This window comes from Pseudarthrobacter sp. NamE2 (genome assembly GCF_005796205.1).
GTDB lineage: Bacteria > Actinomycetota > Actinomycetes > Actinomycetales > Micrococcaceae > Arthrobacter.
In genome coordinates, this window is the sequence record NZ_VAHN01000013.1 from 61,508 (window position 1) to 87,409 (window position 25,902).

Consider the following 25,902-nt stretch of genomic DNA (forward strand, 5'->3'; position numbering starts at 1 on the left):
AGGGTGAGGGCACCGCATCGATTTTCTGGAAGGCACCCATGTCTGAAACGACTGCCCGCAAGTTCACCCTGCTGCCGATGCTCGGCCATACCAAGGGCAAGCGCAGCGCCGTTACGTGTGCGCTTAAATGCGACAACGCCTGCGCCGGCGACGTCTGCAACACCAGCTCCAACAGCTACTTCCGCGACATCGCCTCCGCCACCCTGTCACGCCGCGCCGCCCTGGGATTCGGCGCCGCCGGCGCCCTCGCCGTCGTCCTCGGCAGCGCCGTCACCTCGCCGGACTCCGCCAACGCCGCAGGACTGTCCCAGGCAGCAAAGGAAGGCTTCGGCAAGTCCAAGCTGAAGTTCACGGCCATCCCCTCAGTCGACGCCATGGTTGACGCCGTGACCGTTCCGGACGGGTTCACCTGGAAGCCGGTCATCCGCTGGGGCGACCCGATTTTCAACGACGCGCCCGAGTTCGACCTGAACAACCAGACCGCCGCTGCCCAGGAAAAGCAGTTCGGCTATAACAACGACTACACCGACATCCTGGAGATCCCGGGCAGCAAGGGCCGCCGCGCGGTGCTGTTCTCCAACCACGAGTACACCAACGAGAACATCATGTTCCCGGCCACCATGCCGGCAGAGCAGAAGCGCGCCGTGGGGGCGGCTGCGCACGGCCTGTCCGTGGTGGAGCTGGAGCGCCAGAACAAGAACAAGCCGTGGACCTACGTCAAGGGCGCGCAGCTGAACCGCCGCTTCCTCAATAGCACGGTGTACGAGCTGACCGGCCCGGCCGCAGGGTCCTCCCTGGTCAAGACCAAGGACGACCCGGCCGGCCGCTTCATCAAGGGCACCCTGGGCAACTGCGCCGGCGGCACCACGCCGTGGGGGACCATCCTCTCCGGCGAGGAAAATTTCCAGAGCTATTTCGTGGCCCCGGGAACCTCTGCAGGTGACAAGCGCTACGGCATCACCAACAGGCCCACCGCCCGGGGCTGGGAGCTGGATGAGCCCCGCTGGGACACCCGCAACGCCGGGTACGAGAACGAAGCCAACCGCTTCGGCTGGATCGTGGAGGTGGACCCGTTCGACGCCACCTCCACCCCGAAGAAGCACTCCATGCTGGGCCGTTTCAAGCACGAGGGCGCCAACGTGATCATCGCCGAGTCCGGGCACGTGGTGGCCTACTCCGGCGACGACGAGCGCTTCGACTACCTTTACAAGTTCGTCTCCCGAGACAAGTACCGGGAGGGCGACCGCAAGCACAACATGACGCTGCTCTCTGCCGGCAGCCTCTACGTCGCCAAATTCACCGGTAACTCGCCGGCTGCCGAGATCACGGGCACCGGTGCTGTTCCTTCTGACGGTGCGTTCGACGGCGTCGGCGAATGGCTGCCGCTGGTGGTCGACGGCAAGTCCGCAGTCCCCGGCATGTCCGTGGAAGAGGTCCTGGTGTACACCCGCCTGGCCGCGGACAAGGTTGGCCCCACCAAGATGGACCGCTGCGAGGACGTGGAGCCGAGCAAGTTCACCGGCAAGGTCTACGTCGCCTGCACCAACAACTCCAACCGTGGCACCGGCACGAACGAAGGCGCCACCGAGGTCAACCCGCGCAACCAGAACCGCGACGGCCACATCGTGGAGATCAGCGAAGCCGGGGACCAGACCTCCACCAAATTCACCTGGAACCTGCTGATGGTCTGCGGTGACCCGGCGCAGGGCGACGTCACCTACTTCTCCGGCTTCCCGGTGGACAAGGTCTCGCCCATCTCCTGCCCGGACAACCTGGCCTTCGACTCCGTCGGCAACCTCTGGATCTCCACCGACGGCGCCCCCTCCGGCATCGGCCGGGCCGACGCCCTGTTCAAGGTCACCCTGGAAGGCGCCGAACGCGGCAAGGTGGAGCAGTTCCTCGCCGTCCCGCGCGACGCCGAGACCTGCGGCCCCATCATCCACGACGAGGAGCGCACCGTGTTCGTCGCGGTGCAGCACCCGGGCGAGGACGGCACCTTCGAGAACCAGGTGTCCTACTTCCCGGACTACGTCCCGGCAGGCACCACGCCCGCACCCGGCCAGGCCCGTGCGCCCCGCCCGTCGGTGATCCAGGTGTTCCGGACGGACGCCTAGTTCCCTCCGGATGCCCGGTGATTGAGCCTGTCGAAATCAACGCTCTCTCACCTATGGCGACTTCAGGACCAACGCTCTCTCACTTCCGCCGGCTGGGCGGCGGACAGTGGGAGAGCGTTTCCCGTTGAGCCGCCAGAAGCGAGAGAACGTTCGGGTATTGGCTGCAAAAGGTGGGAGAGCGCTGGGGGTGGCAGACTGGGTTGGTGACTTCGCTGAACGAACCAGCCCCTGACGCCGCCCCCTACGACGCTTCTTCAGCAGGCGCTCCGGACGCGCCTGACGCTGCGGAGCCCCGGGAATCGGCACCCGAGCTGAGCGCATTTGCGGCGGCGCGTATCGCCGTCGGAATCCTGCTCGACGGCGGCGTGCGGCACGTGGTGGTTTCGCCGGGTTCGCGCTCGGCGCCCATGGCGTACGCGCTGGCGGAGGCCTCGGCTGCCGGCAGGGTGGAGCTGCTGGTTCGGATCGATGAGCGGGTTGCCGGGTTCACCGCCCTGGGCCTTGCCCTGTCCACCGGCTCGCCGGCGGCGGTGCTGACCACGTCCGGCACCGCCGTCGGGAATGTGCTGCCGGCAGTGATGGAGGCCAACCATGCCGCGGTGCCGCTGATCGTCCTGTCGGCGGACCGGCCGGATGAACTCCGTGGCACCGGCGCCAACCAGACCACCATCCAGCCTGACCTCTTCGGCGAGCAGGTCCGTTTTGCCGCTGACGTGCCCGCCGGCAGCAACCCCGAACGCGCCATCCGGACCGGGCTCTCCGCGGCTACCGGCGCCTTCCCCGACATCCCCCCGGGACCGGTACAGCTCAACCTGGCATTCCGCGACCCGCTGGTCCCGCCGCCCGGCGACGGGCTCCCGGAAGCGGCGGGGCGGCAGCGCTACCGCATCGGCACCGACCCGCTGGTCATGAATTTGCCGCCCGCGGCGGAGGAGCTGCCGGAGCGCCGGACAGTAGTTCTCGCCGGACACGACGCCGGGCCAGTTGCCGAGGCTTTCGCCCGCGCCCACAGCCTGCCGCTGCTGGCCGAGCCGTCCTCCAATGCGCGCTTTGGGCCCAACGCCGTGGGCCCGTACCGGCTGCTGCTTGAGCACTTCGGGCCCGGGGCAGGGCACGCCATTGAGCGGGTGGTGCTGTTCGGCCGGCCCACCCTGTCCCGTCCGGTGGCCGCACTGCTGGCCCGCGCCGACGTCCAGTCCACCCTCTACCAGCCGGTTCCGGTGGCCTGGTACGAGCCCGGGCGGCGCACCGAACTTCCGCTCGAGAACCTGGCCGACCTCGCTGATTTTGCGGGCCGCGGCACCTCCGCATGGCTGGACACCTGGCTGCTGGCCGGCTCGGCCGCGCAGCACGCGCTGGACCAGGTCCTTTCCGCTCAAGCTTCAGCGACAGGTCCCTCCGTGGGCGCCCTGGTCTGGAAGCACACCCGCGGCCAGCTGCTGCTGGGCTCATCCAACGGAATCCGGGACGTTGACCTCGCCGGCCTGCCCGCGCCCGAACCGGCGGCAACCGTCTATGCCAACCGCGGCCTGGCCGGGATCGACGGCACCGTCTCCACGGCCACGGGCATCGCGCTTGGCGGCGGGCAGGAGACCACCGTCCTGCTGGGGGACGTCACCTTCCTGCATGACGCCGGCGGGCTGCTCCTCGGCTCCGGCGAGGAGCAGCCCGACCTTCGGGTCGTGGTGCTCAATGATGCCGGCGGCGCCATCTTCGCATTGCTCGAACACGGTGCGGTGGAGGAAAGCGGCACCTACGGAGACACCGTCGAGCGACTCTTCGCCACCCCGCACTCCGTTGACATTGCGGCACTCGCCCGCGCGTACGGCGTCGGGCATTCCCTGGTGAGTACGACGGCGGGACTCGCCGAAGCGCTCAACCAGCCTGTGAAGGGGCGCAGCATCGTGGAAGTCCGCACGGACCGTCATGCGCTGCGGCAGCTGCACGCCAGGATTGAGGAGGCAGTGGCGGCCGCTGTCGGGAAAGTCCTGGCCCAGCAGTAGGCATACGCTGCCGGTGGCGGCTCAGCTCGTGGTCCCGGATCAGTACCCCGCGGGTCCAGCCGGTCTCGTCCTGCCGCAAAACCCTGACATGCAGGTCGAAAGCCGGGGGAGCGGGCCTGCTATTCCTCGATCTCGATGTGCGTCGGGTCCAGGACGCGGCGGAGGAACTCCTTGGTGCGCGGTTGGGTGGGGGCGCCGATGACCTGCTCGGCCACGCCTTCCTCCACCACCACGCCGCCGTCCATGAACACCACGCGGTCCGCCACTTCGCGGGCAAAGCCCATCTCGTGGGTGACCACCAGCATGGTCATGCCCTCCTTGGCGAGGTTGCGCATAACGGAGAGGACATCGCCCACGGTTTCCGGGTCAAGGGCGGAGGTGGGCTCATCGAAGAGCATCAGCTCCGGTTCCATGCTCAGTGCGCGGGCGATGGCCACGCGTTGCTGCTGGCCGCCGGAGAGCTGGTCCGGGTAGCGGTCGGCAAGGTGTCCCAGTCCAACGCGTTCCAGGTTGTGCATGGACACCTTGTCCGCCTCGGCCTGGGACCGCTTGAGGACTTTGGTCTGGGCGATGGAGCAGTTGCGCTTGGCATCAAGGTGCGGGAACAGGTTGAACTGCTGGAACACCATGCCCACCTTGCGGCGCATCCGGTCGATGTCCACGTCCGGATCGGTGGCTTCGAAGCCGCCCACCTGGATGCTGCCCTGGTTGGGCTGCTCCAGCAGGTTGACGCAGCGCAGGAGCGTAGACTTGCCGGAACCGGACGGGCCGATCAGGCACACCACCTCGCCCGGCGCCACGTCCAGGCTGATGCCCTTCAGGACTTCGTTGGAGCCGTAGGCCTTGCGCAGGTCTTTGATGGACACCCCGGCGGCGTGGATGGTGCCGGTACTTCCGGAGGAATGTATGACGTCGTTCATTGGCTTGCCTGCCTATCGCTTGGTCCGCGCGGAGCGGCTTTCGAACTTCCGGGCCAGGAGGCTCAGCGGGATGGTGATGACCAGGTAGAAGGCGCCGGCTACCAGCAGCGGCGTCAGGCCGGCGCCCAGGCTGGAGATGCCGTCGCGGCCGAACTTGGTGAGCTCGTACTGCGAGGCGGTCAGGCCCAGGACGTAGATCAGCGACGAATCCTTGGTCAGCAGGATGATCTCGTTGGTCAGCGGCGGCAGGACGATCTTGAACGCCTGCGGGATCACGATGGTGACCATGGCCCGCCACTGGGGCATGCCCAGGGACCGGGCGGCTTCCATCTGGCCCTTGGGAACGGCCTGCAGGCCGGCGCGGAGGGTTTCAGCGATGTAAGCCGAGGCCACCATGCCCAGCGAGATCATCACGATCACTGTGACGTTCCAGGAGACGCCGAAGGCCAGCGGGACGCCGTAGCCGAAGGCGATGAACACCAGCAGGGCGGGGATGCCGCGGAAGAATTCGATGTAGCCGGTGGCGATCCAGCGGTAGAGCGGAAAGCTGGAGAGCTTCATCAGGGCCAGCAGCAGGCCGCCGGACAGGCCCACGATGAAGCCCAGGAAGGTGTAGATCAGGGTGTTGACCAGGCCGGTGGCGAAGATGTCGGGGAACATCGGCCCGATCTTGGCGAAGTTGAAGACGCTGTTGCCAATCGTCTCCCAGTCCGTGGCCAGGATCAGTGCGATGATGGCCACCACAAAGATTCCGGCTTGGACGTAGAGGCTTACTCTGGCCCGCTGACGTGCGGTCATTGCCATGGTTGCTCACATTCGTTATGCGTGGCTGGGGCCCCGGACTGCGATGGCAGCGTGTCCGGGGCCCCAACTGCGTGGTTCTCAGGGCCGCGAAGGCGCCGGGGTGAAGGAACCCCGGGCCTGCGTTCTGCTACTTGGCGGTCTCGCCGAACCAGGTGGTCTTGAACTTCTCGAGTGAGCCGTCCCCTTCCAGGCGCTCCAGCGTGCCGTTAACCTTTTCCAGCATGGCGGTGTTGCCCTTCTTGACGGAGATGCCGAGCTTCTCGCCCGTGGCAAAGTCCTCAACGCTCTTGAACTTGGGATCGTCCTTGATGGCGTAGCCCAGCACGGACTGGTTGCCCAGGGCGGCGTCGATGGTGCCGGCCTGCAGTGCCTGGACCAGGAGCCCGGTGTCCTCGAACTGCTGTGCCTCGATGCCCTGTTCCTCGGCGTAGTCGGCGCCGGTGGTGGCCTGCTGGACGCCCACCTTCTTGCCCTTGGCGCTGTCCAGACCGGTGATGCCGGAGTCCTCGCTGGCCACGAGCGTCAGGTCGTCGTCCAGGTAGGGGTCGGAGAAGTCCATGACGGATTTGCGGGTGTCCGTGATGGAGATCGAGGAGATGCCCAGGTCGCACTGGGTCAGGGCGGTGCCGGTCTCGATGGCCTCGAAGGAGCTGTCCACGATGCTGAGCTCGGCGCCGAGGTCCTTGGCAACTTCCTTGGCGATATCCACGTCGAAGCCAACCGTTTCGCCGTCCTTTTCGAACTCGAACGGCTCGTAAGGGATGTCCGAGCAGACAGTGAGCTTGCCTGCATTGATCAGCTGGATGCCGCCCTCGGAAGCGGCCGGGGTGGAGTTGCCGCCGCCGCACGCCGTGAGGGTGAGGGCGCCGGCGGCGAAGAGTGCTGCTGCCTTGGCGGTCATTTTGGCCGCGGCCAGGGACTTGAGCTGCATAATTCTTACCTTTTGTTGCAGGGGTATGCGGTACTAAATCGGTTCATAGTGTAGCGCCGATTATGAGATGTGCATCACAGGAAACCAAGTTTCACTATTGGATAACTAAATCACACCACAAACCAAGCGTGTCGGGATGTGAGTTGTCTGCCATCCCGAACCCTGCCCAACTGACTCGCAGTTAACGTCGTGAAAGTGCTTTTTCGCGACATTCAGTGCGAGTTAGTTGGGGGTTAGCTGCGGATGCCCAGGGCCTCGAGCATGGGCCGGAATTTGGCCCACGTCTCTGCCAGTTCAGCCTCGGGCTGAGAGCCGTCAACAATTCCGCAGCCGGCATACAGCCGCACGGTATCCGGGGCCTCGATGACGGCCCCGCGCAGGGCGATTCCCCATTCCCCATTGCCGGCCGCATCCAGCCAGCCCACCGGACCGGCATAGGGTCCCCGGTCGAGGTGCTCCAGCTTGCGGATCAGCTCGCCGGCCACCCGGGTGGGGGTTCCGCAGACGGCGGCAGTCGGGTGCAGGGCGTTGATCAGCGCGAGGCAGGTGGGCACGTGCCCTTCAACCTCCGTAAGTTCGGCCTTGACGTCGGATGCCAGGTGCCACACATTGGGCAGCTCCAAAATGAACGGCTCGTCGTGCGCGTTCATCGCCTCCGAAAACGGGGCCAGCTGCGTGGTCAGCGACTGGATCGCGATCTCATGCTCGTGCCGCTGCTTCTCGGAGCCGGCGAGCACCCGCGTGGCGTAGTCCATGGGAAGGCCGTCCTCGCCGTGGGCGTCGCGCCGGTCCAGAGTTCCCGCCAGGACGCGGGCCTGTGCGGTCCGGCCCTCCACCTGGATCAGCATCTCGGGGGTGGCGCCCACCAGGCCGTCCACGCCGTACGTCCAGCATTCGCGGTACTGGGCCGCCAGCTCACGCAGCACCTGGGATGCGTTCACGCCGGCGGGGACCGTTGCCACCACGTCCCGCGCCAGCACCAGCTTCTCCAGCGCACCCGTGCGGATTTCCTCCACCCCGGCAGTAACGGCTTCCATCCACGCTTCCTCACCCAGGGAACCCGTGTGAAGCGTGGCGCCGGCCGCCAGGGGGAGCGGGCGTACGACGGCGCCGCCTCCGGGAGCCTGGGCGGCGCCAAAGGTGGCGTGCCCGGCGGAGTCCGCTGCCGCCGTCGTTGTTCCTGCAGCCGGGACGCCGGCAAATGCCGTGGGGCCGGCCAACCAGCGGTCCAGGGCGGCGAGCGCACCCGCCCTGGTGAGCTCAACGTCGTCGAACGTCAGCTGTGTTACCCATGCCTGGTTGTCGCGCACGCCCACCACGACCTCCGGCACGACCAGCCGGGACTCATACGGCGAGGTTTTAGAAAATGCGAAGGAGCCGAAGGCCACGGGACCGGTGCCGGGCAGTTCAACCGGGTCTGTAATGCGGGCTTCGATGACCAGGTGGCGCCACCAGATATCGGCCTCCAGGAACCGCTCCGGCCCGGTGGCCGTGAAGCGCGCGACCTCGCCGAAGCCGGCCAGGCCCGACTCGCGTCGTGTCCAGCAGAGGACGTCGTCACGGACCAAAAACGATGGCAGCCCCCCGGCGAAATTTCGGCCATCAAGGGGGACTGTCAAGGTGCGGAGCGTGCTCGTCATGATGAGACAACATTAGTACTCGAAAATACCCTTCATGCCGAGTAACCGGATGCGCAGGTTTGCGCATCCCTGTTCGGGGTGGTCGGGGCCGTGCCGAACCTTTGAGACAATGTCATGGTGAACCGAGCATCCCTGGATAAGCGTCCGGACGAAGTAGCCACGATGTTTGACGACGTCGCCCCCAAATACGACGTCGTAAACGATGTCCTTTCCATGGGGCAGACGCGCCGCTGGCGCAAGGTTGTGGTGGAAGCGATGGAGGTCTCCAAGGGCCAGCGCGTCCTGGACCTCGCCGCGGGCACCGGAACGTCCAGCGAACCTTATGCCGATGCCGGCATTGACGTGGTGGCCTGCGACTTCTCGCTCGGCATGCTGAAGGTGGGCAAGCGCCGCCGTCCGGACATCAACTTCGTGGCCGGAGACGCCACCAACCTGCCGTTCGCGGACAACTCTTTCGACGCCACCACCATCTCCTTCGGCCTGCGCAACGTCAACGAGCCCAAGAAGGCGCTGCAGGAGATGCTCCGCGTCACCAAGCCCGGCGGGCGCCTGGTCATCGCCGAGTTCTCCCAGCCCGTGGTTCCGCTGTGGCGCACCATGTACACCGAGTACCTGATGCGCGCGCTTCCGGCGATTGCCACCAAGGTGGCCTCGAACCCGGACGCATACGTCTACCTCGCCGAGTCCATCCGTGCATGGCCGGACCAGGACAACCTGGCCGCCTGGCTGCAGGAAACCGGCTGGGAGAACGTCACCTACCGCAACCTCACAGGCGGCATCGTGGCGGTGCACCGCGCGTTCAAGGCTGCCGATACAACGCCCGACGGCGCTGCTGCCGCCATCGCCGCGAACAAGGGCCCGGTGGCCAAGCTGCGCCGCAACATCACCCGCTGACCCGGATGAAGGTACTGATTGTCGGCGCGGGGCCGGCCGGATCCACCGCTGCCTACTATCTCGCCAAAGCCGGCATTGAGGTCACGGTGCTGGAGAAGACCAGCTTCCCGCGCGAGAAGGTGTGCGGCGACGGCCTGACGCCGCGTGCCGTCCGGGAGATCCAGAAGCTGGGCTTGCCGCATCCGGAACACGACGGCTGGCGGCGCAACAAGGGCCTGCGCCTGATCGCCGGCGGCCGGACCATCGAGCTGCCGTGGCCAGAGGTTTCGGACTTCCCGCAGTACGGCCTGATCCGCACCCGGATGGGTTTCGACGAGGAACTCGCCCGGCACGCCCAGTCCGCCGGCGCAACCATCCTCGAGCGGCACAGCGTCACCGACGCCTTGCACTCGGAGGACGGCCGCGTGACCGGCGTCCGCGCAGCGCTCCTAAACGAGTCCGGACGCAAGACGGGGGAGACGCGCGACTTCAGCGCCGACGTCGTGCTCGCTGCTGACGGCAACTCCACCCGCACCGCGGTGTCCCTCGGGATCCAAAAACGCGACGACCGACCGCTTGGCGTGGCCGTCCGCACGTACTTTACGTCCCCGCGCACCGATGACGACTGGATGGAAGGCTGGCTGGAGCTCCCCGGCCGCGACGGCAGGCTGCTGCCCGGCTACGGCTGGGTGTTCGGCGTCGGCGACGGCACCTCCAACGTGGGCCTGGGCATCCTCAACTCGTCCAGGGAGTTCGGCAAGCTCGACTACAAGCAGGTCCTGCGCGAATGGACCGCCGGCATGCCCGCTGAGTGGGGCTTCACCCCGGAGAACCAGGTGGGCGAGATCCGCGGCGCCGCACTGCCCATGGGCTTCAACCGCACACCGCACTACTCGCCCGGCCTGCTGCTGCTGGGTGACGCCGGCGGCATGGTCTCACCGTTCAACGGCGAGGGCATCTCCTATGCCATGGAGTCCGCCCGCTTCGCCGCCGAATTCATCATCGACGCCTCCGCCCGTTCGCTGGCCAGCGGGGGAACGTACGACGCCGACGCGCACCTTGCCCGGTACGCGGACTACGTGCGGGAACAGTGGGGACGCCACTTCACGCTCGGCCGGGTTTTTGCCGCGCTGATCGGCAAGCCCGCCGTCATGCAGCTCGCGCTCCGGACCGGCATGCCGGTCCCGGTGCTGATGCGCTTTGTGGTCCGGCTGCTGGCCAACCTCACGGACCCGTCAGCCAAGGGCATCGAGGACCGGATGATCCGGATCCTCGAAGCGCTGGTTCCGGCCACATCCAATACCCCGTCGGCTTCGAACCAGCGGTATCCGAAACAAAAAGTTAGGGTTAACCCGTGACCAAACCCGCAGAACACAGCTGGACCCACGCCGGACACGGCATGACCGACGCTGAACCAAGCCTCAACACCAGCGCCATCGCCACCGGACTCCAGCTGCCCGCAGGTTTCGCCGCCATCGCCGAGGATGCCGAACTGGGTCCCGCCCTCACCAACAACCTGGCCCGGGTGGAGAAGAAGCTCCGCGAAGCCATCGCCAACTCCGACCCCCTGGCAGACGCAACGTCGCGTCACCTCGTTGAAGCCGGCGGCAAGCGCATCCGCCCGCTGCTGACCCTGCTCTGCGCCCACCTCGGCGACGCGTCCCTGCCCGCCGTGGTGCAGGCCGCCGTCGTGGTTGAACTGACGCACCTGGCAACCTTGTACCACGACGACGTCATGGACTCCGCGCCGTTCCGCCGCGGCGCCCCCACGGCCCACGAAGTGTGGGGCAACTCGGTGGCCGTGCTCACCGGCGATTTGATTTTCGCCCGGGCCTCCATCCTGGTGTCCGAACTCGGCGGGCGTGCACTGGGCATCCAGGCCCGGACCTTCGAACGGCTGTGCCTGGGCCAGCTCCATGAAACCGTAGGACCGCGGCCGGACGAGGACGCGGTGGAACACTACCTCTCTGTGCTTGCGGACAAGACCGGCTCGCTCGTTGCCGCCTCAGGGCAGCTCGGTGCCATCTTCTCCGGGGCTGATGAGGCCTACGAGGACGTCCTGGTGGAATACGGCGAGAAGGTTGGCGTGGCGTTCCAGCTCGCTGACGACGTCATCGACGTGACCGGGGTGAAGGTGAAGTCCGGCAAGTCCCCGGGAACCGACCTGCGCGAAGGCGTTCCCACCCTGCCCGTTCTGCTCCTGCGCAGGGCTGCCGGGAACGGTGACCAGTCCGCCGTCGAACTCCTCAAGCTGGTGGACGGCGACCTCACCTCAGACGAAGCACTTGCCGAAGCCGTGGCCGGACTGCGCGAGCACCCGGTGACCGCGGAATCCTGGGTTGTGGCGCGCCAATGGGCTGACGAAGCGATTGCCGCGCTGGCCCCCCTGCCCGAGGGCGTGGTCAAGGAATCGCTGTCCAACTTCGCGCTGGCCGTGGTGGACCGCGCCAGCTAGTTCTCTTTCCGTGGTGCCCGGCTCCTTTTCGTGGGGCCGGGCATTTTCCTGGTGTCCTGTGCTTAAACGGGACAGCCCCGGTCCTCGGCAACTAGGTTGCTCTGAACCGGGGCTATCTCTCCGTTCGCATCAGACCCGCCGGAGGCGTTTAGCGGATCCAGAAACAGGATATGACACATCTGTCACAGAATGCAAACCGGGCTTTACTGCATGTGTCACATCACTTTCCGGCGCCTCATGGCCTTCGTGGGGCACATCCAGGGCCAATAGCGGGATCCCGTACTTGCAACGCGGCGTGTCCGTGTTCAAATGCCTTTCGACGGCTTGTTCTCCACATGGCCCAGCCGGTATCTGTCCCTCAATTGAGCTTCCGGCGATCGTGAAGCCATGGACATTGAAGCTTTTCTCCGTGGTAGGGGAGGCGGAGCCCGTACTCTGGACCTCCGCCGGTTCGGGTATTCGCGAACCGTGGTTGATAAAGAGTTGGCTGCCGGCCGCATTGTCCGGGTGCGGCGCGGCGTCTACAGCCTGCCCCGTGGAGGCGGCGCGCTCGGCCTGGCCCTGCGGCACAACGCGTTGCTCACCTGCCTGTCTGCTGCCCCCACATACAGCTTGTGGACACTGCAGGACCCCGAAGTGGTCCACCTGAGTCCGGGCCACAAGAAAACAGTGCCGGGAACAGTTTCACACGGGCGTCTCCTGCATCCCGTCCACCCCTGGCTGCCTGTAGCCGGACTGGCGGACGTTTTGATTCATGCACTGCACTGCCTGCCGGTCGTGGAATCCCTGGCTATGGTTCAGTCCGCAGCCCAACGAGGGGACGTTACGGTGGAGTTCCTGCGCCAGAAGCTTCCCGGCAACCGCAATGCCCGCGCCCGGTTGATGTTGGACTACGTGATTCCGCGGGCGGATTCCATTCTCGAAGTGCTGGCCAATTACCACTTTCGGCGGGCCAACCTACACCTTCGCAGGCATGTAGAGCTTCGAGGCGTGGGCGAGGTGGATTTCCTGATTGAGGACTGCCTTGTGGTGGAGACTGACGGCGCGACACATCTGGAGCCGCAACAAGTGAAGAAGGACAGATCACGGAACAACGCCACTGTGATCGGAGGACGCCTCTGCCTGCGATTCAGCTACGCGGACGTGGTTCATCAGCCTGAGCGGATGGTAGCCCAGGTTTTGGCAGTTCTGGAGCAGAGCCGCCGGGGCGCCTTCAGCGCAAGGTGAATGCCGCCGTCCTAGGGCACTTTGGGCCCGGTCAGCAAGGAAGGTGGCCTGCTCTACGGAGTGTCCGTGCCAATGTGCCCCAGGAAGGAGGAGCAGGAGAAAGCTAGTCTTCGTCCTCGAAGGCCCACTCGAACATGTCGAACACAAACTCGGAGAAGGTGCCTTCCTCGGACTTCCACTGGCCGCGGACGTTGTTGCGGCGGTACACGATGGGGTCCGGGATGCCGAGGTCGCCGACGCGGAAACCCCAAGTGTATTCCTCATCCTCGTCCTCGAGGAACATCAGGAAGCCTTCGTCGTCGACCTCAAGTTCGTCCGGGTCCCAGAAGTAGTGGTAGGCCTCCATGAGGTCCTCGCAGCCGCCAAGGGCAAGGTAGAACTCGCGCAGGACCAGCGGGATCTGGAACTTGTGTTCGGCGAGGGCCTCATCGAGCTCTGCCTGGGACAGCCCGTCCTCTACCTGCCATTCATCCTCGAGATACTTCGGAACCAGCGCACGGAATTTCTCGAGGAACATGTCAGTCATGGTCATATCCTAGCTAATCGCCGCCCCGCGATTTGCGGGCCTCAGGTGCCCGGTGCCAGCCGCGGACGGCCAGCGGAACGTACCAATGACGGCGCCACGCCACCACCCGGAAAGTGAAAACTACACCCGCAACCAGGCAGGCGGTAACAGCGTTGAAAGTGCCGGTCACCCAGAGGACAGAAGTCAGGGCCGCGCCCGAGAAGGCAGGCAGGGCGTAGAGGTCCCGGTTATCGAAGAGCTGCGGCACTTCGTTCGCGGTGATGTCGCGCAACAGCCCGCCGCCCACCGCGGTGGCCACGCCCAGCAGGACCGCGGCCAGCGGGTTCACCCCGAACGAGAGCGCCTTCAGCGTCCCGGTGATGCAGAACAACCCCAGCCCGCCGGCGTCGAACAGCACCAAAAGGGAGGTAAAGCGCTGCACGCTGGAATACAGAAAGTACACCAGGACCGTGGCCAGCAATGGCGGTACCAGGTAGGCGGGATTGGTGAAGGCGGCGGGAACAGTATTGAGGATGATGTCCCGGATCACGCCGCCACCCAGTGACACCAGAGAAGCCAAAAGCAGCGACCCCAGGATGTCGAACTGCTTCCGCGCTGCCAGCAGGGACCCCGAGACGGCGAAGAAGAAGACACCGGCCAGGTCCAGCCACACCAGGGCGATGTCAAAAGGAAACGTCATGGAGCGTCCCGGTGATTCAAGAAGGGCGGACAGGACGGCTCCAACGTTACGCTAGCCCCTATGAACAGCCCCATCATGATCGCCTGCGCCCACGGGACGTCCAACGAGCAGGGGGCGGCTGAGGTCAACGCCCTGCGCGCCGCCATCGCCGAGCTCCGCCCCGGGCTCGACGTCCGGGAAGCGTATGTGGACGTCCAGCAGCCCGATCTGGTGGATGTGATGGCCGGCCTGCCGGAGGGTGAGTCCGCCGTCGTGGTGCCCCTGCTGCTCAGCGTCGGCTACCACGTGAAAGTGGACATCGCGCGGGCCGTGAAGAGCCGGCCGGGCAGTGCGGCCGCCGCGCCCCTTGGCCCCGATCCGCGCCTGGCCGCACTGCTCGACCAGCGCCTGCGCGAGGCCGGCGTCACGGACAATGACGTGGTGGTGCTGGCTGCCGCGGGTTCCTCGAACCCGAACGCCGCAAAGAGTGTGGAGGAACTCCTCGGCCAGCTCAGCCAGCTTCGTTCCAACCGGATGGTGGCCGCGTACGGTGCCTCCGCCAAGCCTTCCGTGCCCGACGCCGTAGCGATGCTTCGGGAGGAGCTCGCCGGAGGCGCCGGGGCGGGGGAGTCCGCGGGAGGTGTCGACGTCGGTGGGCGGGTGGTGATCGCCTCCTATCTCCTGGCGCCGGGCTACTTCCACGACCAGCTGGCCAAGGCGGGTGCCGACGTCGTGACAGAGCCCCTCCTGCCGTCCCGCGTCATTGCCGAAATTGCCCTGGAAAGGTACGACGCCGCCGTCGTGAAAGCTGCGGAAGCGGCAGCCGCGGCACCGGTGAAAGCACCCGCAGCGGGCGCCGCCAGCGGCCCGGCCCCCTCGACAGGTGGAACCGATACACAGCAGGGTGGCCTGATCAAGGCCGTCCGGCGTTTCGTGACGAAATATTTCCCTAGGTGACTTAGCGTTTCCGGTCCTTTGTGACGCGATTCGGGCGGGACCTAGAGTCGATGCATGACTGATACAGCTCTAGCCGGAGCGTCGGCGGATTCCGCTGCCCCCAAGCGCCCCGCCCGCCCGTCCCGTCCCGCTGCAAAGCCGCACGGGCAGTGGAAAGTGGACGGCAAGACGCCGCTGAACGCCAACGAAACCTGGAAGCAGGAAGACGACGGCCTCAACGTGCGCGAGCGTATCGAGACCATCTACGCCAAAGAGGGCTTCGACGCCATCCCCGGCCAGGACCTGCACGGCCGGTTCCGCTGGTGGGGCCTTTACACCCAGCGCAAGCCCGGGATCGACGGCGGCAAGACCGCAACCCTTGAGCCGCACGAGCTCGAGGACAAGTACTTCATGCTGCGCGTGCGGATCGACGGTGGCGCGCTCACCACCGAGCAGCTGCGCGTCATCGGCCAGATCTCCGTGGACTTTGCCCGGGACTCCGCCGACCTCACCGACCGGCAGAACATCCAGCTGCACTGGATCCGCGTCGAGGACATCCCTGAGATCTGGAACCGGCTGGAGGCCGTCGGCCTGTCCACCACCGAGGCCTGCGGCGACGTTCCCCGCGTCATCCTTGGCTCGCCCGTGGCCGGCATCGCCAAGGACGAGATCATCGACCCCACCCGGCTGATCGAGGAGCTGGGGGAGCGGTTCATCGGAAACCCGCTGCTGTCCAACCTGCCGCGCAAGTACAAGAGCGCCATCACCGGCCACCCCAGCCAGGACGTGGTGCACGAGATCAACGACTTCGCCCTGGTGGGCGTCCGCCACCCCGAACTGGGCGTCGGCTACGACCTCTGGGCCGGCGGCGCGCTGTCCACCAACCCCATGCTGGGCAAGCGCCTCGGTGCGTTCGTCAAGCCCGAGCAGGCAGCGGACGTCTGGCTCGGCGTCACCAGCATCTTCCGTGACTACGGCTACCGGCGCATGCGCACCAAGGCCCGCCTGAAGTTCCTGATGGCAGACTGGGGTCCGGAGAAGTTCCGCCAGATCCTCGAGGACGAATACCTCGGCTACAAGCTGGCCGACGGCCCCGCCGCGCCGAAGCCCACCACCCCCGGTGACCACGTGGGCGTGCACGAGCAGAAGGACGGCAAGTTCTTCATCGGCGCTACCCCGGTGGCCGGCCGCCTGTCCGGCGCCGCGCTGGTCAAGCTCGCCGACACCCTGGAGGCCCGCGGCTCCTACCGTCTGCGCACCACACCGCACCAGAAGCTCGTTGTCCTGGACGTCGAGAAGGACCACGTGGAGCCGCTGGTGGCCGAACTGGACGCCCTGGGCCTGTCCGCCCGCCCGTCCGTGTTCCGCCGCGGCACCATCGCCTGCACCGGCATCGAGTACTGCAAGCTGGCCATCGTGGAGACCAAGCACACGGCTGCCACCGCCGTGGCCGAGCTGGAACGCCGCCTGGCAGACCTCGCAGAATCCGGCGAACTGCCGCAGGCGCTGTCCCTGCACATCAACGGCTGCCCCAACTCCTGCGCCCGCATCCAGACGGCGGACATCGGCCTCAAGGGCATGATGCTTCCCACGCCCGACGGCGACCCCTCCCCGGGCTTCCAGGTCCACCTGGGCGGCGGGCTGGCAAACAACAACCGCGAGGAAGCAGGCCTGGGCCGCACCGTCCGCGGCCTCAAGGTCTACGTCGACGACCTGCCCGACTACGTCGAACGCGTGGTCCGCACATTCGTGGCCCAGCGCGCCGAAGGCCAGACCTTCGCCGAGTGGGCCCACGCAGCAGACGAGGAGGCACTCCAGTGAGTAAGCACGCACTCGGTGTTGATCCGGTGGTTGCACCTGCCGAGGCTTCAGCACAGGTTGAGGCCACTGTGGCAACCGCGGTGGTTGAGCCTGTCGAAACCCCCAAACGCTCCAAGGAAGAACTGAAGGCCCTCGCTGAGGCCGGCGCTGCCGAACTGGGCTGGGACGCACCAGCCCGCGACGTAATCGCCTGGGTGGAGCGGAACTTCGAGATGCCGGCCGTCGCCGTCGCCTGCTCCATGGCCGACGCCGTGCTGCCCGCGCTGGTGGCGGACCAGATGCCCGGCGTCGATGTCCTGTTCCTGGAAACCGGCTACCACTTCCCTGAAACCTATGCGACGCGTGACGAGGTTGCCGCGAACCTCCGCGTCAACGTGGTGGACGTGCTTCCGGAGAATACCGTGGAGCAGCAGGACCGGCTGCTCGGCAAGAACCTGTTTGCCCGCGATGCCGCCCAGTGCTGCGCCCTCCGCAAGGTGGCCCCACTGCAGCGCACCCTGGCCAACTACGAGCTCTGGTTCACGGGTGTCCGCCGTGATGAGGCACCCACCCGCACGAACACCCCGCTGGTCACATGGGATGAGAAGAACGGCCTGATCAAGGTCAACCCGATGGCCGCCTGGACGTTCGACCAGCTGGTCCAGTATTCCGACGACAACCTCCTGCCCGTCAACCCGCTCCTGTCCCAGGGCTACCCGTCCATCGGCTGCCAGCCCTGCACCCGCAAAGTGGCTCCCGGCGAGGACCCCCGCGCCGGCCGCTGGGCAGGAACCAACAAGACAGAATGCGGACTACACGTATGAGCACATCAGTAACCGAGGAGACCACCCAGGTGACCGACTCCGCCGTCTCCACCCGACTGAGCAGCCTGGACACCCTCGAATCCGAGGCCATCCACATCATCCGCGAGGTTGTGGCCGAGTTCGAGAAGCCAGCGCTGCTGTTTTCCGGCGGCAAGGACTCCGTAGTGATGCTGCACCTGGCCACCAAGGCGTTCTGGCCCGGCAAGGTTCCGTTTCCTGTCCTGCACGTGGACACCGGACACAACTTCCCCGAGGTCATCGACTTCCGCGACCGCACCGTGGAGCGCCTGGGCCTGAAGCTCGTGGTGGGCTCCGTGCAGGAGTTCATCGACCGCGGCGAGCTCGCCGAGCGTGCCGACGGTACCCGCAACCCGCTGCAGACCGTCCCTTTGCTGGACGCCATCCAGCAGAACAGGTTCGACGCCGTGTTCGGCGGCGGCCGCCGCGACGAGGACAAGGCCCGCGCCAAGGAGCGCATCCTGAGCCTGCGCGACGAGTTCGGCCAGTGGGATCCGCGCAACCAGCGCCCCGAGCTGTGGAACCTGTACAACGGCCGCCACACTGTCGGCCAGCACGTCCGTGCTTTCCCCATCAGCAACTGGACCGAGCTGGACATCTGGCGCTACATCGAGCGCGAGAACATCGAGCTGCCCAGCCTCTACTACGCGCACGAGCGCGAAGTGTTCGCCCGGGACGGCATGTGGCGTGCCGTGGGCGAGGTGTCCCGGCCGCGCGAGGGCGAACAGGTCATCACCAAGACCGTCCGCTACCGCACTGTGGGCGACATGTCCTGCACCGGCGCTGTTGAGTCGAACGCCTTCACGGTGTCCGACGTGGTGGTGGAAGTCGCTGCCTCCACCCTGACCGAACGTGGCGCCACCCGGGCCGACGACCGCATCTCCGAGGCCGCCATGGAAGACCGCAAGAAGGACGGGTATTTCTAATGAGCACCGACACCCTGGCAGCTGAGCTGGAAACAGCCCTTCCAACTACGCTCTTCCGGTTCGCCACCGCAGGATCGGTCGACGACGGCAAGTCCACCTTGGTGGGCCGCCTCCTCCACGATTCCAAAGCGATCCTGGCCGACCAGCTCGACGCCGTTGCCCGCACCTCCGCGGACCGCGGTTTCGGCGGCGACAAGGGCGGCATCGACCTTGCCCTCCTGACCGACGGCCTGCGCGCCGAGCGTGAACAGGGCATCACCATCGACGTCGCCTACCGCTACTTCGCCACCGACCGCCGCAGCTTCATCCTGGCCGACTGCCCCGGGCACGTGCAGTACACCAAGAACACGGTGACGGGCGCATCCACTGCGGATGCCGTCGTCGTACTTATTGACGCCCGCAAGGGCGTGCTGGAGCAGACCCGCCGGCACCTGTCCGTGCTGCAGCTGCTGCGCGTGGCGCACGTGATCGTGGCCGTGAACAAGATCGACCTGGTGGACTTCAGCGAGTCCGTGTTCCGGGACATCGAGGCCGACGTGCAGCAGGTCGGCCGCGAGCTTGGCCTCGGCTCGGACGGCATCAGCGACCTGCTGGTCATCCCGGTGTCCGCGCTCGACGGCGACAACGTGGTGGAGCGCTCCGGGCGCACCCCCTGGTACACCGGCCCCGCGCTGCTTGAGGTCCTTGAGACCCTGCCGGCTGCCGACGAACTGGAAAGCCACCTGGAGAGCTTCCGTTTCCCGGTGCAGCTGGTCATCCGGCCGCAGGGCGCCCTGGCTCCCGACGCCGTAGCTGCCGGCCTGGACGTGGAAGCCTACCGTGACTACCGTGCATACGCCGGGCAGATTACCGAAGGCTCGGTCAAGGTGGGGGACCAAGTGTCCGTGCTGACCCCCGGCCAGGACCCGCGCACCACCACGGTGGTGGGCATCGACTTCGCCGGCGCCTCCCTGGAGGAAGCCTCGGCACCGCAGTCGGTGGCCATCCGGCTGGCGGAGGAGTTCGATGTGGCCCGAGGTGACACCATCGCCGCTGCCGGCACCGTCCGCGAAGCCTCCGCCGACCTGTACGCATCGCTGTGCTGGCTGTCCCCGAAGCCCCTCCGTGAAGGCGCCAAGGTCCTGGTGAAGCACGGGACCCGCACCGTCCAGGCGCTGGTCCGCAACGTCAACGGCAAGCTGGATCTGTCCACGTTCCAGCTGGAGCAGGCCTCCACCCTGGAACTGAACGACATCGGCCACGCGCAGCTCCGGCTCGCCGCGCCGTTGCCGCTCGAGAACTACCTGCACCACCGCCGCACGGGTGCATTCCTGGTGATCGACCCGCTCGACGGCAACACGCTGGCAGCGGGCATGGTCAAGGACCACCCGGGCGACCACGAGGACGAGCGCTACAGCATCTAATTCTCGCCGAAATCGCCGGAACGCTGCGAGATCGCCGTATAGCTACGGCGTTTCAGCAGCGTTCCGGCGATTTCGCGTTCGCGGGGTTAGCCTTGATGCCACGTTAGTCCCTGGCGAGGCGGAAGGCGGAACCGTGGAAACCATCAGCCCCAAGCTCTTGAACTGGGCGTCCATCCTCGACAGCCAGACCCGCGAGCAGGCAGTCAGGACCGCGGGCCTGCCCTTCATCTACCCGCACCTGGCCCTGATGCCGGACGCCCACCTGGGCAAGGGTGCCACTGTGGGCTCGGTAATCCCGACGCTGCGCCATCATTCCGGCTGCGGTTGGAGTGGACATCGGTTGCGGAATGATCGCGGTCCGCACCCAGTACTCGGTCAAGGATTTGCCGAAGGACCGGAAGCGGATCCGCGAAGACATTGAACGCGTCATCCCCCTGTCCGCCGGCCACAACAACAGGAAGGTCCTGCCCACGGCAGGACCGCGGATCGCCGAGCTGAAAGAGCTGGCAGCCAAGGCAGGGTTCAACCCGGCACAATACGTCGAGAAATGGGAACTGCAGCTGGGGTCCCTGGGGTCGGGCAACCACTTCATCGAGATCTGCGCCGATGAGGCCGACGACGTTTGGCTCTTCCTGCACTCCGGCTCGCGGGGGATCGGCAACAAGATCGCCCAGCACCACATCGGCGTTGCCCAGCACGTAAGCCGGAAGAACCAGGTCTACCTGCCGGACCCGGACCTGGCGTACCTGGATGAAGGCACCCCGCAGTTCGACCGATACATCGCCGAGCTCCGCTGGGCCCAGCACTTCGCGCTGCTCAACCGCGAAGAGATGATGGACCGCGTCAGCAGCCAGTTCGGACACTGGGTGGGCGGGCCGGTGCAGGAACTCGAGCGGATCAACTGCCACCACAACTTCACGCAGCAGGAAAACCATTACGGCAAGCCGGTGTGGGTGTCCCGCAAGGGGGCCATCAAAGCCGAGCACGGCGACCCGGGACTGATTCCGGGGTCCATGGGAACGGCATCGTACGTTGTGGAAGGCCGCGGCAATGCCGCCTCGCTCAACTCTTCACCCCACGGCGCCGGCCGGGAATACTCCCGTAACGCGGCACGCAAAGCCTTCACCCTGGAGGAACTGAAGCGCGCAATGCGGGGCATCGAGTTCCGTGCGTCCGAGGCGTTCATCGACGAGATTCCCGCCGCCTACAAGCCGATCGACCAGGTGATGCAGGACGCCGCGGACCTGGTGGTGGTACGGCACAAACTGCGCCAGCTGGTCAACGTCAAAGGCAATTAAGACACCGGGACCGGCTGGCCCCGCGTCCAAATATGACGCTAGATGAACCTGCGTGACCCCCCGTTTAGGCTTCATTGAACGGGTTTGGGCCACTCCCTATGGTGAAACAATGACTACTTCCAAGCCCGGGATGACCCGCATCGTGGCAGGCGAAAGCGCGGTACCCAAGCGCAAGCGTGCCATCGAGGCCGCCCTGGCTGTGGGGCTGGTACTCCTGATCGTGGTCGGTGCCGTTGTGGCATCCACTGTGTCACGCAATACCGAGGCGCAGGCCGTTGCACCCAGTCCGGCGGCGGAACTCAAGCTCGGTTACTTCGGCAACGTCACGCACGCTCCAGCATTGGTTGGTGTCAAGGAAGGGTTTTTGGCCGAGGCGCTGGGAAGCACCATCCTCAGCACCGAGACCTTCAATGCAGGTCCCGCGGCCATCGAGGCGTTGAACGCCGGCGCTATCGACGCCGCCTACATCGGCCCCAACCCCGCCATCAACTCCTTCGTCAAGAGCTCCGGGGAATCCGTCAGGATCATCGCCGGTGCCGCAGCGGGAGGCGCGCAGTTGGTGGTCAAGCCGGACATTACTTCGGCGGCCGACCTCGAGGGCAAGACCATCGCGTCCCCGCAGCTCGGCGGCACCCAGGACGTTGCCCTGCGCGCCTGGCTCGCGGACCAGGGGTACAAGACCAACGTGGACGGAAGCGGCGACGTTGCCATCAACCCCACCGAAAACGCGCAAAGCCTGAAGCTGTTCCAGGACGGAAAGCTCGACGGCGCGTGGTTGCCTGAGCCGTGGGCGTCACGTCTGGTACTCCAGGCCGGAGCCAGGGTGCTGGTGGATGAAAAGGACCTGTGGGACGGAACCGGGACCGGCAAGCCCGGTGAGTTCCCCACCACCGTCCTGATCGTGAACCAGAAGTTCGCGGGCGAACACCCGGACACGGTGAAGGCCCTCCTTGCGGGGCACGTGAGATCCGTGGCCTGGCTCAACGAAACTCCGGCGGAACAGAAAGCCGGCGTCATCAACTCCGCTCTCCAGGAGTCCGCCGGAGCCGCGCTGGCCGATGACGTCCTGGCCCGGTCCCTCGCCAACATCACCTTCACCCTCGACCCGCTGGCGGGAGGGTACCCGCGGCTGCTGCAGGACGGCGTCGAAGCCGGCACCACCAAGCAGGCCGACATCAACGGACTCTTCGATCTCCGCGCCCTCAATGAAGTTGCCGGCGCCACCACCACGATTTCAGCGGCCGGCCTCGGCCAGGACTGATCCACCCTCTACCTAAGGACGGCACCATGCCAGTCGTACTGGAACATCTGGGCAAGCGCTTTGGCGACGGCGCCCCGGTACTGGACGACGTCAACGCCAATATCAAGCAGGGCGAGTTCGTTGCCCTCCTGGGTGCCTCCGGCTGCGGCAAGTCCACCCTGCTGAACATCATCGCGGGACTGGAGGCGCCGACGTCGGGCGCCCTGGAAGTGCCCAGTGACGGTGCGGCCTTTATGTTCCAGGATGCCGCCCTCTTTCCGTGGCTGACCGCCCGGGAGAACATTGAGCTGGCCCTGAAGCTGCGCGGCGTGGGCAAGTCGGAGCGCCGGGCGAAGGCACAGGAACTCCTGGAACTGGTGCACCTCGGCGCGGCGGGGGACAAGCGCCCGCACGAACTGTCCGGCGGCATGCGGCAGCGCGTCTCGCTGGCGCGGTCGCTGGCCCAGGACCGGCAACTCCTGCTCATGGACGAGCCGTTCGCCGCACTCGATGCCATCACCCGCGACCTGCTGCACGATGAGCTTGAGCGGATCTGGAAGGAAACCGGCCGCACCATCGTCTTTGTAACCCACAACGTCCGCGAAGCCGTCCGCCTGGGCCAGCGCGTGCTGCTGCTTTCGTCCCGCCCCGGCCGCGTGGTCCAGGAGTGGGCCGTCACCGAGGAACACCGAACCGACGCCGGGCTCGCCGGCCAGCTGACCGGGGTCATCACCGCCCGGCTGCGGGAGGAGATTCGCCGCCATGCCAAGTAACCAGACACCCGTGGCCGAGACCGAACCGGTGGTTGAGCCTGTCGAAACCAGGCCGGCCGCGCACGTCCACGCCGCCTTAACGAGGACGTCCACGGGGAACGAGGACCTCCGGGAACTTGAATCGGGGCTGGACTCGCTGCAGTCCGACGCCGACCGCAAGCACCGCATCGAATGGAGCCGGATCCTGCTGCCGATCGCAGCCTTGGCGGTCCTGATCCTGGTCTGGCAGTTCTATGTCTCGCTCGGGGTGAAGCGGCGCGACCTGGTGCCCGGGCCGCTGGATGTCATGACCCAGATGGGCGTTCTCTGGAACGAGGGGAAGCTGCAGGAAGCTGTCTGGACCTCGCTGCAGCGCGGCCTGGTGGGTTTCCTGATTTCGGTGGCCATCGCCACGCCCGTGGGCCTGTTGCTTGCCCAGGTGGCACCGCTGCGCCGGGCGTTCGGTCCGCTCATCTCCGGCCTCCAGGTCCTGCCCTCGGTGGCCTGGGTGCCGGCGGCGATCATCTGGTTTGGACTCACAGACGCCACCGTGTATTTCGTGGTATTCATGGGCGCCATCCCGTCCATCATCAACGGCCTCATATCCGGCGTGGACCAGATCCCGCCGCAGTACCGCCGCGTGGGGACCGTCCTCGGCGCTTCGCGGCTGCAGATGGCGCTCCAGGTCATCCTTCCGGCTGCGCTGCCGGGTTACCTGGGCGGCCTCAAGCAGGGCTGGGCCTTCTCCTGGCGCTCGCTCATGGCCGCCGAAATCATCGCCGTGGGCGGCACCATCGGGTTTGGTTTGGGCTCGTTGCTCGACCAGGGCCGCATCCTGTCCGACATGACTGTGGTGATGTCCGCGATCCTGCTGATCCTCGCCGTCGGCATCCTGATCGAACTCCTGGTTTTCGGCCCGGTCGAGAAGCGCCTCCTGCGCCGCCGCGGCCTTCTCGCCGGCAGCACCCGGTAGCCTCCGGCTCACCGCACCCCGCAAACGTCCGGACAAGCCCGGCGGTGACTCCCGCCGCCGGGCTTTGCTGTGCTTCCCTTCAAAGCAGGTATACCTTGATCTTTACCGGACCGCTCCGGGCCGGGGCAGCGCTCAGGATGAGGCGGACACATGGGAAAGGCACTGGATCCAGGTCAAGGAATACTGGCGGGGATAGGCTCCACACCGCTGATCCAACTGCGGAACGTGGTGCCGCCGGGGTCAGCACGGGTGCTCGCGAAGCTGGAGTTTGCGAACCCAACCGGAAGCATGAAGGACAGGATGGCCGTGGCCGCGGTTGCAGCCGCAGAAGCCCGCGGTGATATCAGCCCGGGCGATACGGTCGTCGAGTACACCGCCGGGACAACAGGCATCTCGCTCGCGCTGGCCTGCGCAGCCAAGGGCTACCGGCTGCATGTCGTGTTCTCGGACGCATTCAGCGGCGAGAAACGCCGCACCATGGAGGCGCTGGGGGCAATAGTCGAGGACGTCCCAAGCGACGGCGGGCGCATTACTGAAACACTGATTAAGGCGATGATCGCCCGCGCAGGCGAACTGAGCGCACAGCCGGGCCACTGGGCCTGCGACCAGCTCAACAACCGCGACGCCATCACCGGGTACCTGGGCATGGGCGAGGAGATCTGGCAGCAATCGCACGGCCGGGTAAACGCCTTCGTCCACTCTGTCGGGACTGCCCACTCCATTCACGGCGCCGCCCGCGCCCTGCGCCCGCGCCTGCCGGCGCTGAGGGTTGTTGCGGTTGAGCCGGCTGAGTCGTCCGTACTATCCGGTGGTCCTACCGGCTCCCACCGGATAGAAGGAATCGGGATCGGGTTCACGCCGCCGCTCTGGGAACCGGAGGAAGTTGATGCGATAGAGCGGGTATCGTCCGAGGAGGCGATGGCCATGAGCCGACGCCTTGCCCGGGAGGAAGGGATCTTCGCCGGTACCTCCTCGGGAGGTAATGTCGTTGCCGCCCTGCGGGTAGCCGAACAGCTTGGCACGGAAGCGACCGTCGTCACCATCATGGTGGACTCCGGGTTCCGGTATCTCAGCACCGGGCTGTACGGATAGAGCGCCCCACCCCAACCTCCGGGAACCTGGGAGACTGGCACCATGACCGTCAGCTTTGTGTGCCGCACCGAGTCCGTCCTGCCCCCGGAGCGGCTCTTTGACCTGGCCCGCAGCATTGACCTTCACGTTGAATCCCAACAAGGCTCGAGGGAGCGGGCGGTGGACGGTGTGACGTCGGGGCTGATCGGCCAAGGCCAGGAGGTCATGTGGCGGGCGCGGCACTTCGGACTGCCGCTCACCATGAGCAGCCGCGTCACGGCACTCGATTTTCCCAGGAGCTTCGTGGACGAGCAGGTCCGCGGGCCGTTCAAGTCCTTTCGCCATGTCCATGAGTTCGAAGCAACGGCCGGCGGAAGCATCATGACTGACCGGGTCGAATTCACTGCACCGTTCGGGCTTCTGGGACGGGTACTGGAGCAGATGGTGTTGCGCCGGTACCTGCAGCGGCTTATCCGGGACCGCGGCCGGTTCGTCGCGGGCCTCGAATAG

Annotated in this window: 22 protein-coding genes and 1 pseudogene; 17 read left to right on the forward strand and 6 right to left on the reverse strand. The window is 66.3% G+C overall.

What is annotated here, in order from left to right; all coding sequences use genetic code 11:
• Window positions 1-38 precede the first annotated feature (38 nt).
• Window positions 39-2,114, forward strand: a complete 2,076-nt coding sequence (locus tag FDW83_RS15085) for a PhoX family phosphatase (protein ID WP_138138896.1) — start codon at window positions 39-41, stop codon at window positions 2,112-2,114.
• Between the two features lie 203 nt (window positions 2,115-2,317).
• Window positions 2,318-4,117: a 2-succinyl-5-enolpyruvyl-6-hydroxy-3-cyclohexene-1-carboxylic-acid synthase gene (menD, locus tag FDW83_RS15090; protein WP_370281323.1), complete on the forward strand. Its 1,800-nt coding sequence runs from the start codon at window positions 2,318-2,320 to the stop codon at window positions 4,115-4,117.
• Window positions 4,118-4,236: 119 nt separating this feature from the next.
• Here the strand turns inward: menD and FDW83_RS15095 are convergent, their stop codons facing one another.
• From FDW83_RS15095 to FDW83_RS15110, 4 genes are all read right to left on the reverse strand, one after another.
• A complete protein-coding gene (locus tag FDW83_RS15095) occupies window positions 4,237-5,037 on the reverse strand; it encodes an amino acid ABC transporter ATP-binding protein (RefSeq protein ID WP_138138898.1) in 801 nt (266 codons plus the stop codon).
• A 12-nt stretch (window positions 5,038-5,049) separates the two neighbouring features.
• Entirely contained in the window at window positions 5,050-5,841 is a 792-nt protein-coding gene (locus FDW83_RS15100) for an amino acid ABC transporter permease (protein ID WP_138138899.1), read from the reverse strand.
• A gap of 127 nt (window positions 5,842-5,968) precedes the next feature.
• On the reverse strand, window positions 5,969-6,772 hold the full coding sequence (locus FDW83_RS15105) for an ABC transporter substrate-binding protein (RefSeq protein WP_138138900.1): 804 nt from the start codon (window positions 6,770-6,772) through the stop codon (window positions 5,969-5,971).
• Window positions 6,773-7,005: 233 nt separating this feature from the next.
• Entirely contained in the window at window positions 7,006-8,412 is a 1,407-nt protein-coding gene (locus FDW83_RS15110; RefSeq protein WP_138138901.1) for an isochorismate synthase MenF, read from the reverse strand.
• A 117-nt stretch (window positions 8,413-8,529) separates the two neighbouring features.
• Between FDW83_RS15110 and FDW83_RS15115 the strand changes: the two genes are divergently transcribed.
• From FDW83_RS15115 to FDW83_RS15130, 4 genes are all read left to right on the forward strand, one after another.
• Window positions 8,530-9,306, forward strand: a complete 777-nt coding sequence (locus FDW83_RS15115) for a demethylmenaquinone methyltransferase (protein ID WP_240721007.1) — start codon at window positions 8,530-8,532, stop codon at window positions 9,304-9,306.
• 5 nt (window positions 9,307-9,311) lie between these two features.
• Window positions 9,312-10,643, forward strand: coding sequence for a geranylgeranyl reductase family protein (locus FDW83_RS15120; RefSeq protein ID WP_138138903.1), 1,332 nt, complete (start codon window positions 9,312-9,314; stop codon window positions 10,641-10,643).
• Complete coding sequence (locus tag FDW83_RS15125; RefSeq protein WP_138138904.1) at window positions 10,640-11,740, forward strand: polyprenyl synthetase family protein; 1,101 nt, start codon at window positions 10,640-10,642, stop codon at window positions 11,738-11,740. The genes FDW83_RS15120 and FDW83_RS15125 overlap by 4 nt, the downstream gene beginning before the upstream one ends.
• 387 nt (window positions 11,741-12,127) lie before the next feature.
• Window positions 12,128-12,967 (forward strand): DUF559 domain-containing protein, encoded by an 840-nt coding sequence (locus FDW83_RS15130; protein WP_138138905.1) that lies wholly within the window; start codon window positions 12,128-12,130, stop codon window positions 12,965-12,967.
• A gap of 103 nt (window positions 12,968-13,070) precedes the next feature.
• On the opposite strand, the gene FDW83_RS15135 is transcribed toward FDW83_RS15130, so the two are convergent.
• Together FDW83_RS15135 and FDW83_RS15140 are read right to left on the reverse strand one after the other, a co-directional pair.
• Window positions 13,071-13,493 carry a hypothetical protein gene (locus FDW83_RS15135; RefSeq protein ID WP_138138906.1) on the reverse strand — a complete coding sequence of 141 codons (423 nt, stop codon included), beginning with the start codon at window positions 13,491-13,493 and terminating at the stop codon, window positions 13,071-13,073.
• A gap of 13 nt (window positions 13,494-13,506) precedes the next feature.
• A complete protein-coding gene (locus FDW83_RS15140) occupies window positions 13,507-14,172 on the reverse strand; it encodes a trimeric intracellular cation channel family protein (protein WP_138138907.1) in 666 nt (221 codons plus the stop codon).
• A gap of 60 nt (window positions 14,173-14,232) precedes the next feature.
• Between FDW83_RS15140 and FDW83_RS15145 the strand changes: the two genes are divergently transcribed.
• The 11 genes and pseudogenes from FDW83_RS15145 to FDW83_RS15195 all read left to right on the forward strand — a co-directional run bounded on the left by FDW83_RS15145 (window position 14,233) and on the right by FDW83_RS15195 (window position 25,902).
• A complete protein-coding gene (locus FDW83_RS15145) occupies window positions 14,233-15,108 on the forward strand; it encodes a sirohydrochlorin chelatase (RefSeq protein WP_138138908.1) in 876 nt (291 codons plus the stop codon).
• Window positions 15,109-15,162: 54 nt separating this feature from the next.
• Window positions 15,163-16,908: a nitrite/sulfite reductase gene (locus tag FDW83_RS15150; protein WP_138138909.1), complete on the forward strand. Its 1,746-nt coding sequence runs from the start codon at window positions 15,163-15,165 to the stop codon at window positions 16,906-16,908.
• Window positions 16,905-17,711 (forward strand): phosphoadenylyl-sulfate reductase, encoded by an 807-nt coding sequence (locus tag FDW83_RS15155; protein ID WP_370281326.1) that lies wholly within the window; start codon window positions 16,905-16,907, stop codon window positions 17,709-17,711. The genes FDW83_RS15150 and FDW83_RS15155 overlap by 4 nt, the downstream gene beginning before the upstream one ends.
• Entirely contained in the window at window positions 17,708-18,655 is a 948-nt protein-coding gene (cysD, locus tag FDW83_RS15160) for a sulfate adenylyltransferase subunit CysD (protein ID WP_138138910.1), read from the forward strand. The genes FDW83_RS15155 and cysD overlap by 4 nt, the downstream gene beginning before the upstream one ends.
• Window positions 18,655-20,058: a sulfate adenylyltransferase subunit 1 gene (locus tag FDW83_RS15165; protein WP_138138911.1), complete on the forward strand. Its 1,404-nt coding sequence runs from the start codon at window positions 18,655-18,657 to the stop codon at window positions 20,056-20,058. The genes cysD and FDW83_RS15165 overlap by 1 nt, the downstream gene beginning before the upstream one ends.
• A 133-nt stretch (window positions 20,059-20,191) precedes the next feature.
• A pseudogene (locus FDW83_RS15170) lies at window positions 20,192-21,356 on the forward strand (RtcB family protein).
• A 130-nt stretch (window positions 21,357-21,486) separates the two neighbouring features.
• Window positions 21,487-22,617 (forward strand): ABC transporter substrate-binding protein, encoded by a 1,131-nt coding sequence (locus FDW83_RS15175; RefSeq protein WP_138138942.1) that lies wholly within the window; start codon window positions 21,487-21,489, stop codon window positions 22,615-22,617.
• 26 nt (window positions 22,618-22,643) lie between these two features.
• On the forward strand, window positions 22,644-23,369 hold the full coding sequence (locus FDW83_RS15180; RefSeq protein WP_138138912.1) for an ABC transporter ATP-binding protein: 726 nt from the start codon (window positions 22,644-22,646) through the stop codon (window positions 23,367-23,369).
• Window positions 23,359-24,321 carry an ABC transporter permease gene (locus tag FDW83_RS15185; protein ID WP_138138913.1) on the forward strand — a complete coding sequence of 321 codons (963 nt, stop codon included), beginning with the start codon at window positions 23,359-23,361 and terminating at the stop codon, window positions 24,319-24,321. The genes FDW83_RS15180 and FDW83_RS15185 overlap by 11 nt, the downstream gene beginning before the upstream one ends.
• Window positions 24,322-24,471: 150 nt before the next feature.
• Window positions 24,472-25,413, forward strand: coding sequence for a PLP-dependent cysteine synthase family protein (locus FDW83_RS15190; protein ID WP_138138914.1), 942 nt, complete (start codon window positions 24,472-24,474; stop codon window positions 25,411-25,413).
• Window positions 25,414-25,455: 42 nt separating this feature from the next.
• Window positions 25,456-25,902 carry an SRPBCC family protein gene (locus tag FDW83_RS15195; RefSeq protein WP_138138915.1) on the forward strand — a complete coding sequence of 149 codons (447 nt, stop codon included), beginning with the start codon at window positions 25,456-25,458 and terminating at the stop codon, window positions 25,900-25,902.

What these genes read in the sequence shown, in the direction of transcription:
- FDW83_RS15085 (WP_138138896.1), top strand. Translation starts at nt 39, where the DNA reads ATGTCTGAAACGACTGCCCGCAAGTTCACCCTGCTGCCGATGCTCGGC.
- FDW83_RS15095 (WP_138138898.1), bottom strand. Translation starts at nt 5,037, where the DNA reads ATGAACGACGTCATACATTCCTCCGGAAGTACCGGCACCATCCACGCC.
- FDW83_RS15100 (WP_138138899.1), bottom strand. Translation starts at nt 5,841, where the DNA reads ATGGCAATGACCGCACGTCAGCGGGCCAGAGTAAGCCTCTACGTCCAA.
- FDW83_RS15105 (WP_138138900.1), bottom strand. Translation starts at nt 6,772, where the DNA reads ATGCAGCTCAAGTCCCTGGCCGCGGCCAAAATGACCGCCAAGGCAGCA.
- FDW83_RS15110 (WP_138138901.1), bottom strand. Translation starts at nt 8,412, where the DNA reads ATGACGAGCACGCTCCGCACCTTGACAGTCCCCCTTGATGGCCGAAAT.
- FDW83_RS15120 (WP_138138903.1), top strand. Translation starts at nt 9,312, where the DNA reads ATGAAGGTACTGATTGTCGGCGCGGGGCCGGCCGGATCCACCGCTGCC.
- FDW83_RS15130 (WP_138138905.1), top strand. Translation starts at nt 12,128, where the DNA reads ATGGACATTGAAGCTTTTCTCCGTGGTAGGGGAGGCGGAGCCCGTACT.
- FDW83_RS15135 (WP_138138906.1), bottom strand. Translation starts at nt 13,493, where the DNA reads ATGACTGACATGTTCCTCGAGAAATTCCGTGCGCTGGTTCCGAAGTAT.
- FDW83_RS15140 (WP_138138907.1), bottom strand. Translation starts at nt 14,172, where the DNA reads ATGACGTTTCCTTTTGACATCGCCCTGGTGTGGCTGGACCTGGCCGGT.
- FDW83_RS15145 (WP_138138908.1), top strand. Translation starts at nt 14,233, where the DNA reads ATGAACAGCCCCATCATGATCGCCTGCGCCCACGGGACGTCCAACGAG.
- FDW83_RS15150 (WP_138138909.1), top strand. Translation starts at nt 15,163, where the DNA reads ATGACTGATACAGCTCTAGCCGGAGCGTCGGCGGATTCCGCTGCCCCC.
- cysD (WP_138138910.1), top strand. Translation starts at nt 17,708, where the DNA reads ATGAGCACATCAGTAACCGAGGAGACCACCCAGGTGACCGACTCCGCC.
- FDW83_RS15165 (WP_138138911.1), top strand. Translation starts at nt 18,655, where the DNA reads ATGAGCACCGACACCCTGGCAGCTGAGCTGGAAACAGCCCTTCCAACT.
- FDW83_RS15175 (WP_138138942.1), top strand. Translation starts at nt 21,487, where the DNA reads ATGACCCGCATCGTGGCAGGCGAAAGCGCGGTACCCAAGCGCAAGCGT.
- FDW83_RS15180 (WP_138138912.1), top strand. Translation starts at nt 22,644, where the DNA reads ATGCCAGTCGTACTGGAACATCTGGGCAAGCGCTTTGGCGACGGCGCC.
- FDW83_RS15185 (WP_138138913.1), top strand. Translation starts at nt 23,359, where the DNA reads ATGCCAAGTAACCAGACACCCGTGGCCGAGACCGAACCGGTGGTTGAG.
- FDW83_RS15190 (WP_138138914.1), top strand. Translation starts at nt 24,472, where the DNA reads ATGGGAAAGGCACTGGATCCAGGTCAAGGAATACTGGCGGGGATAGGC.
- FDW83_RS15195 (WP_138138915.1), top strand. Translation starts at nt 25,456, where the DNA reads ATGACCGTCAGCTTTGTGTGCCGCACCGAGTCCGTCCTGCCCCCGGAG.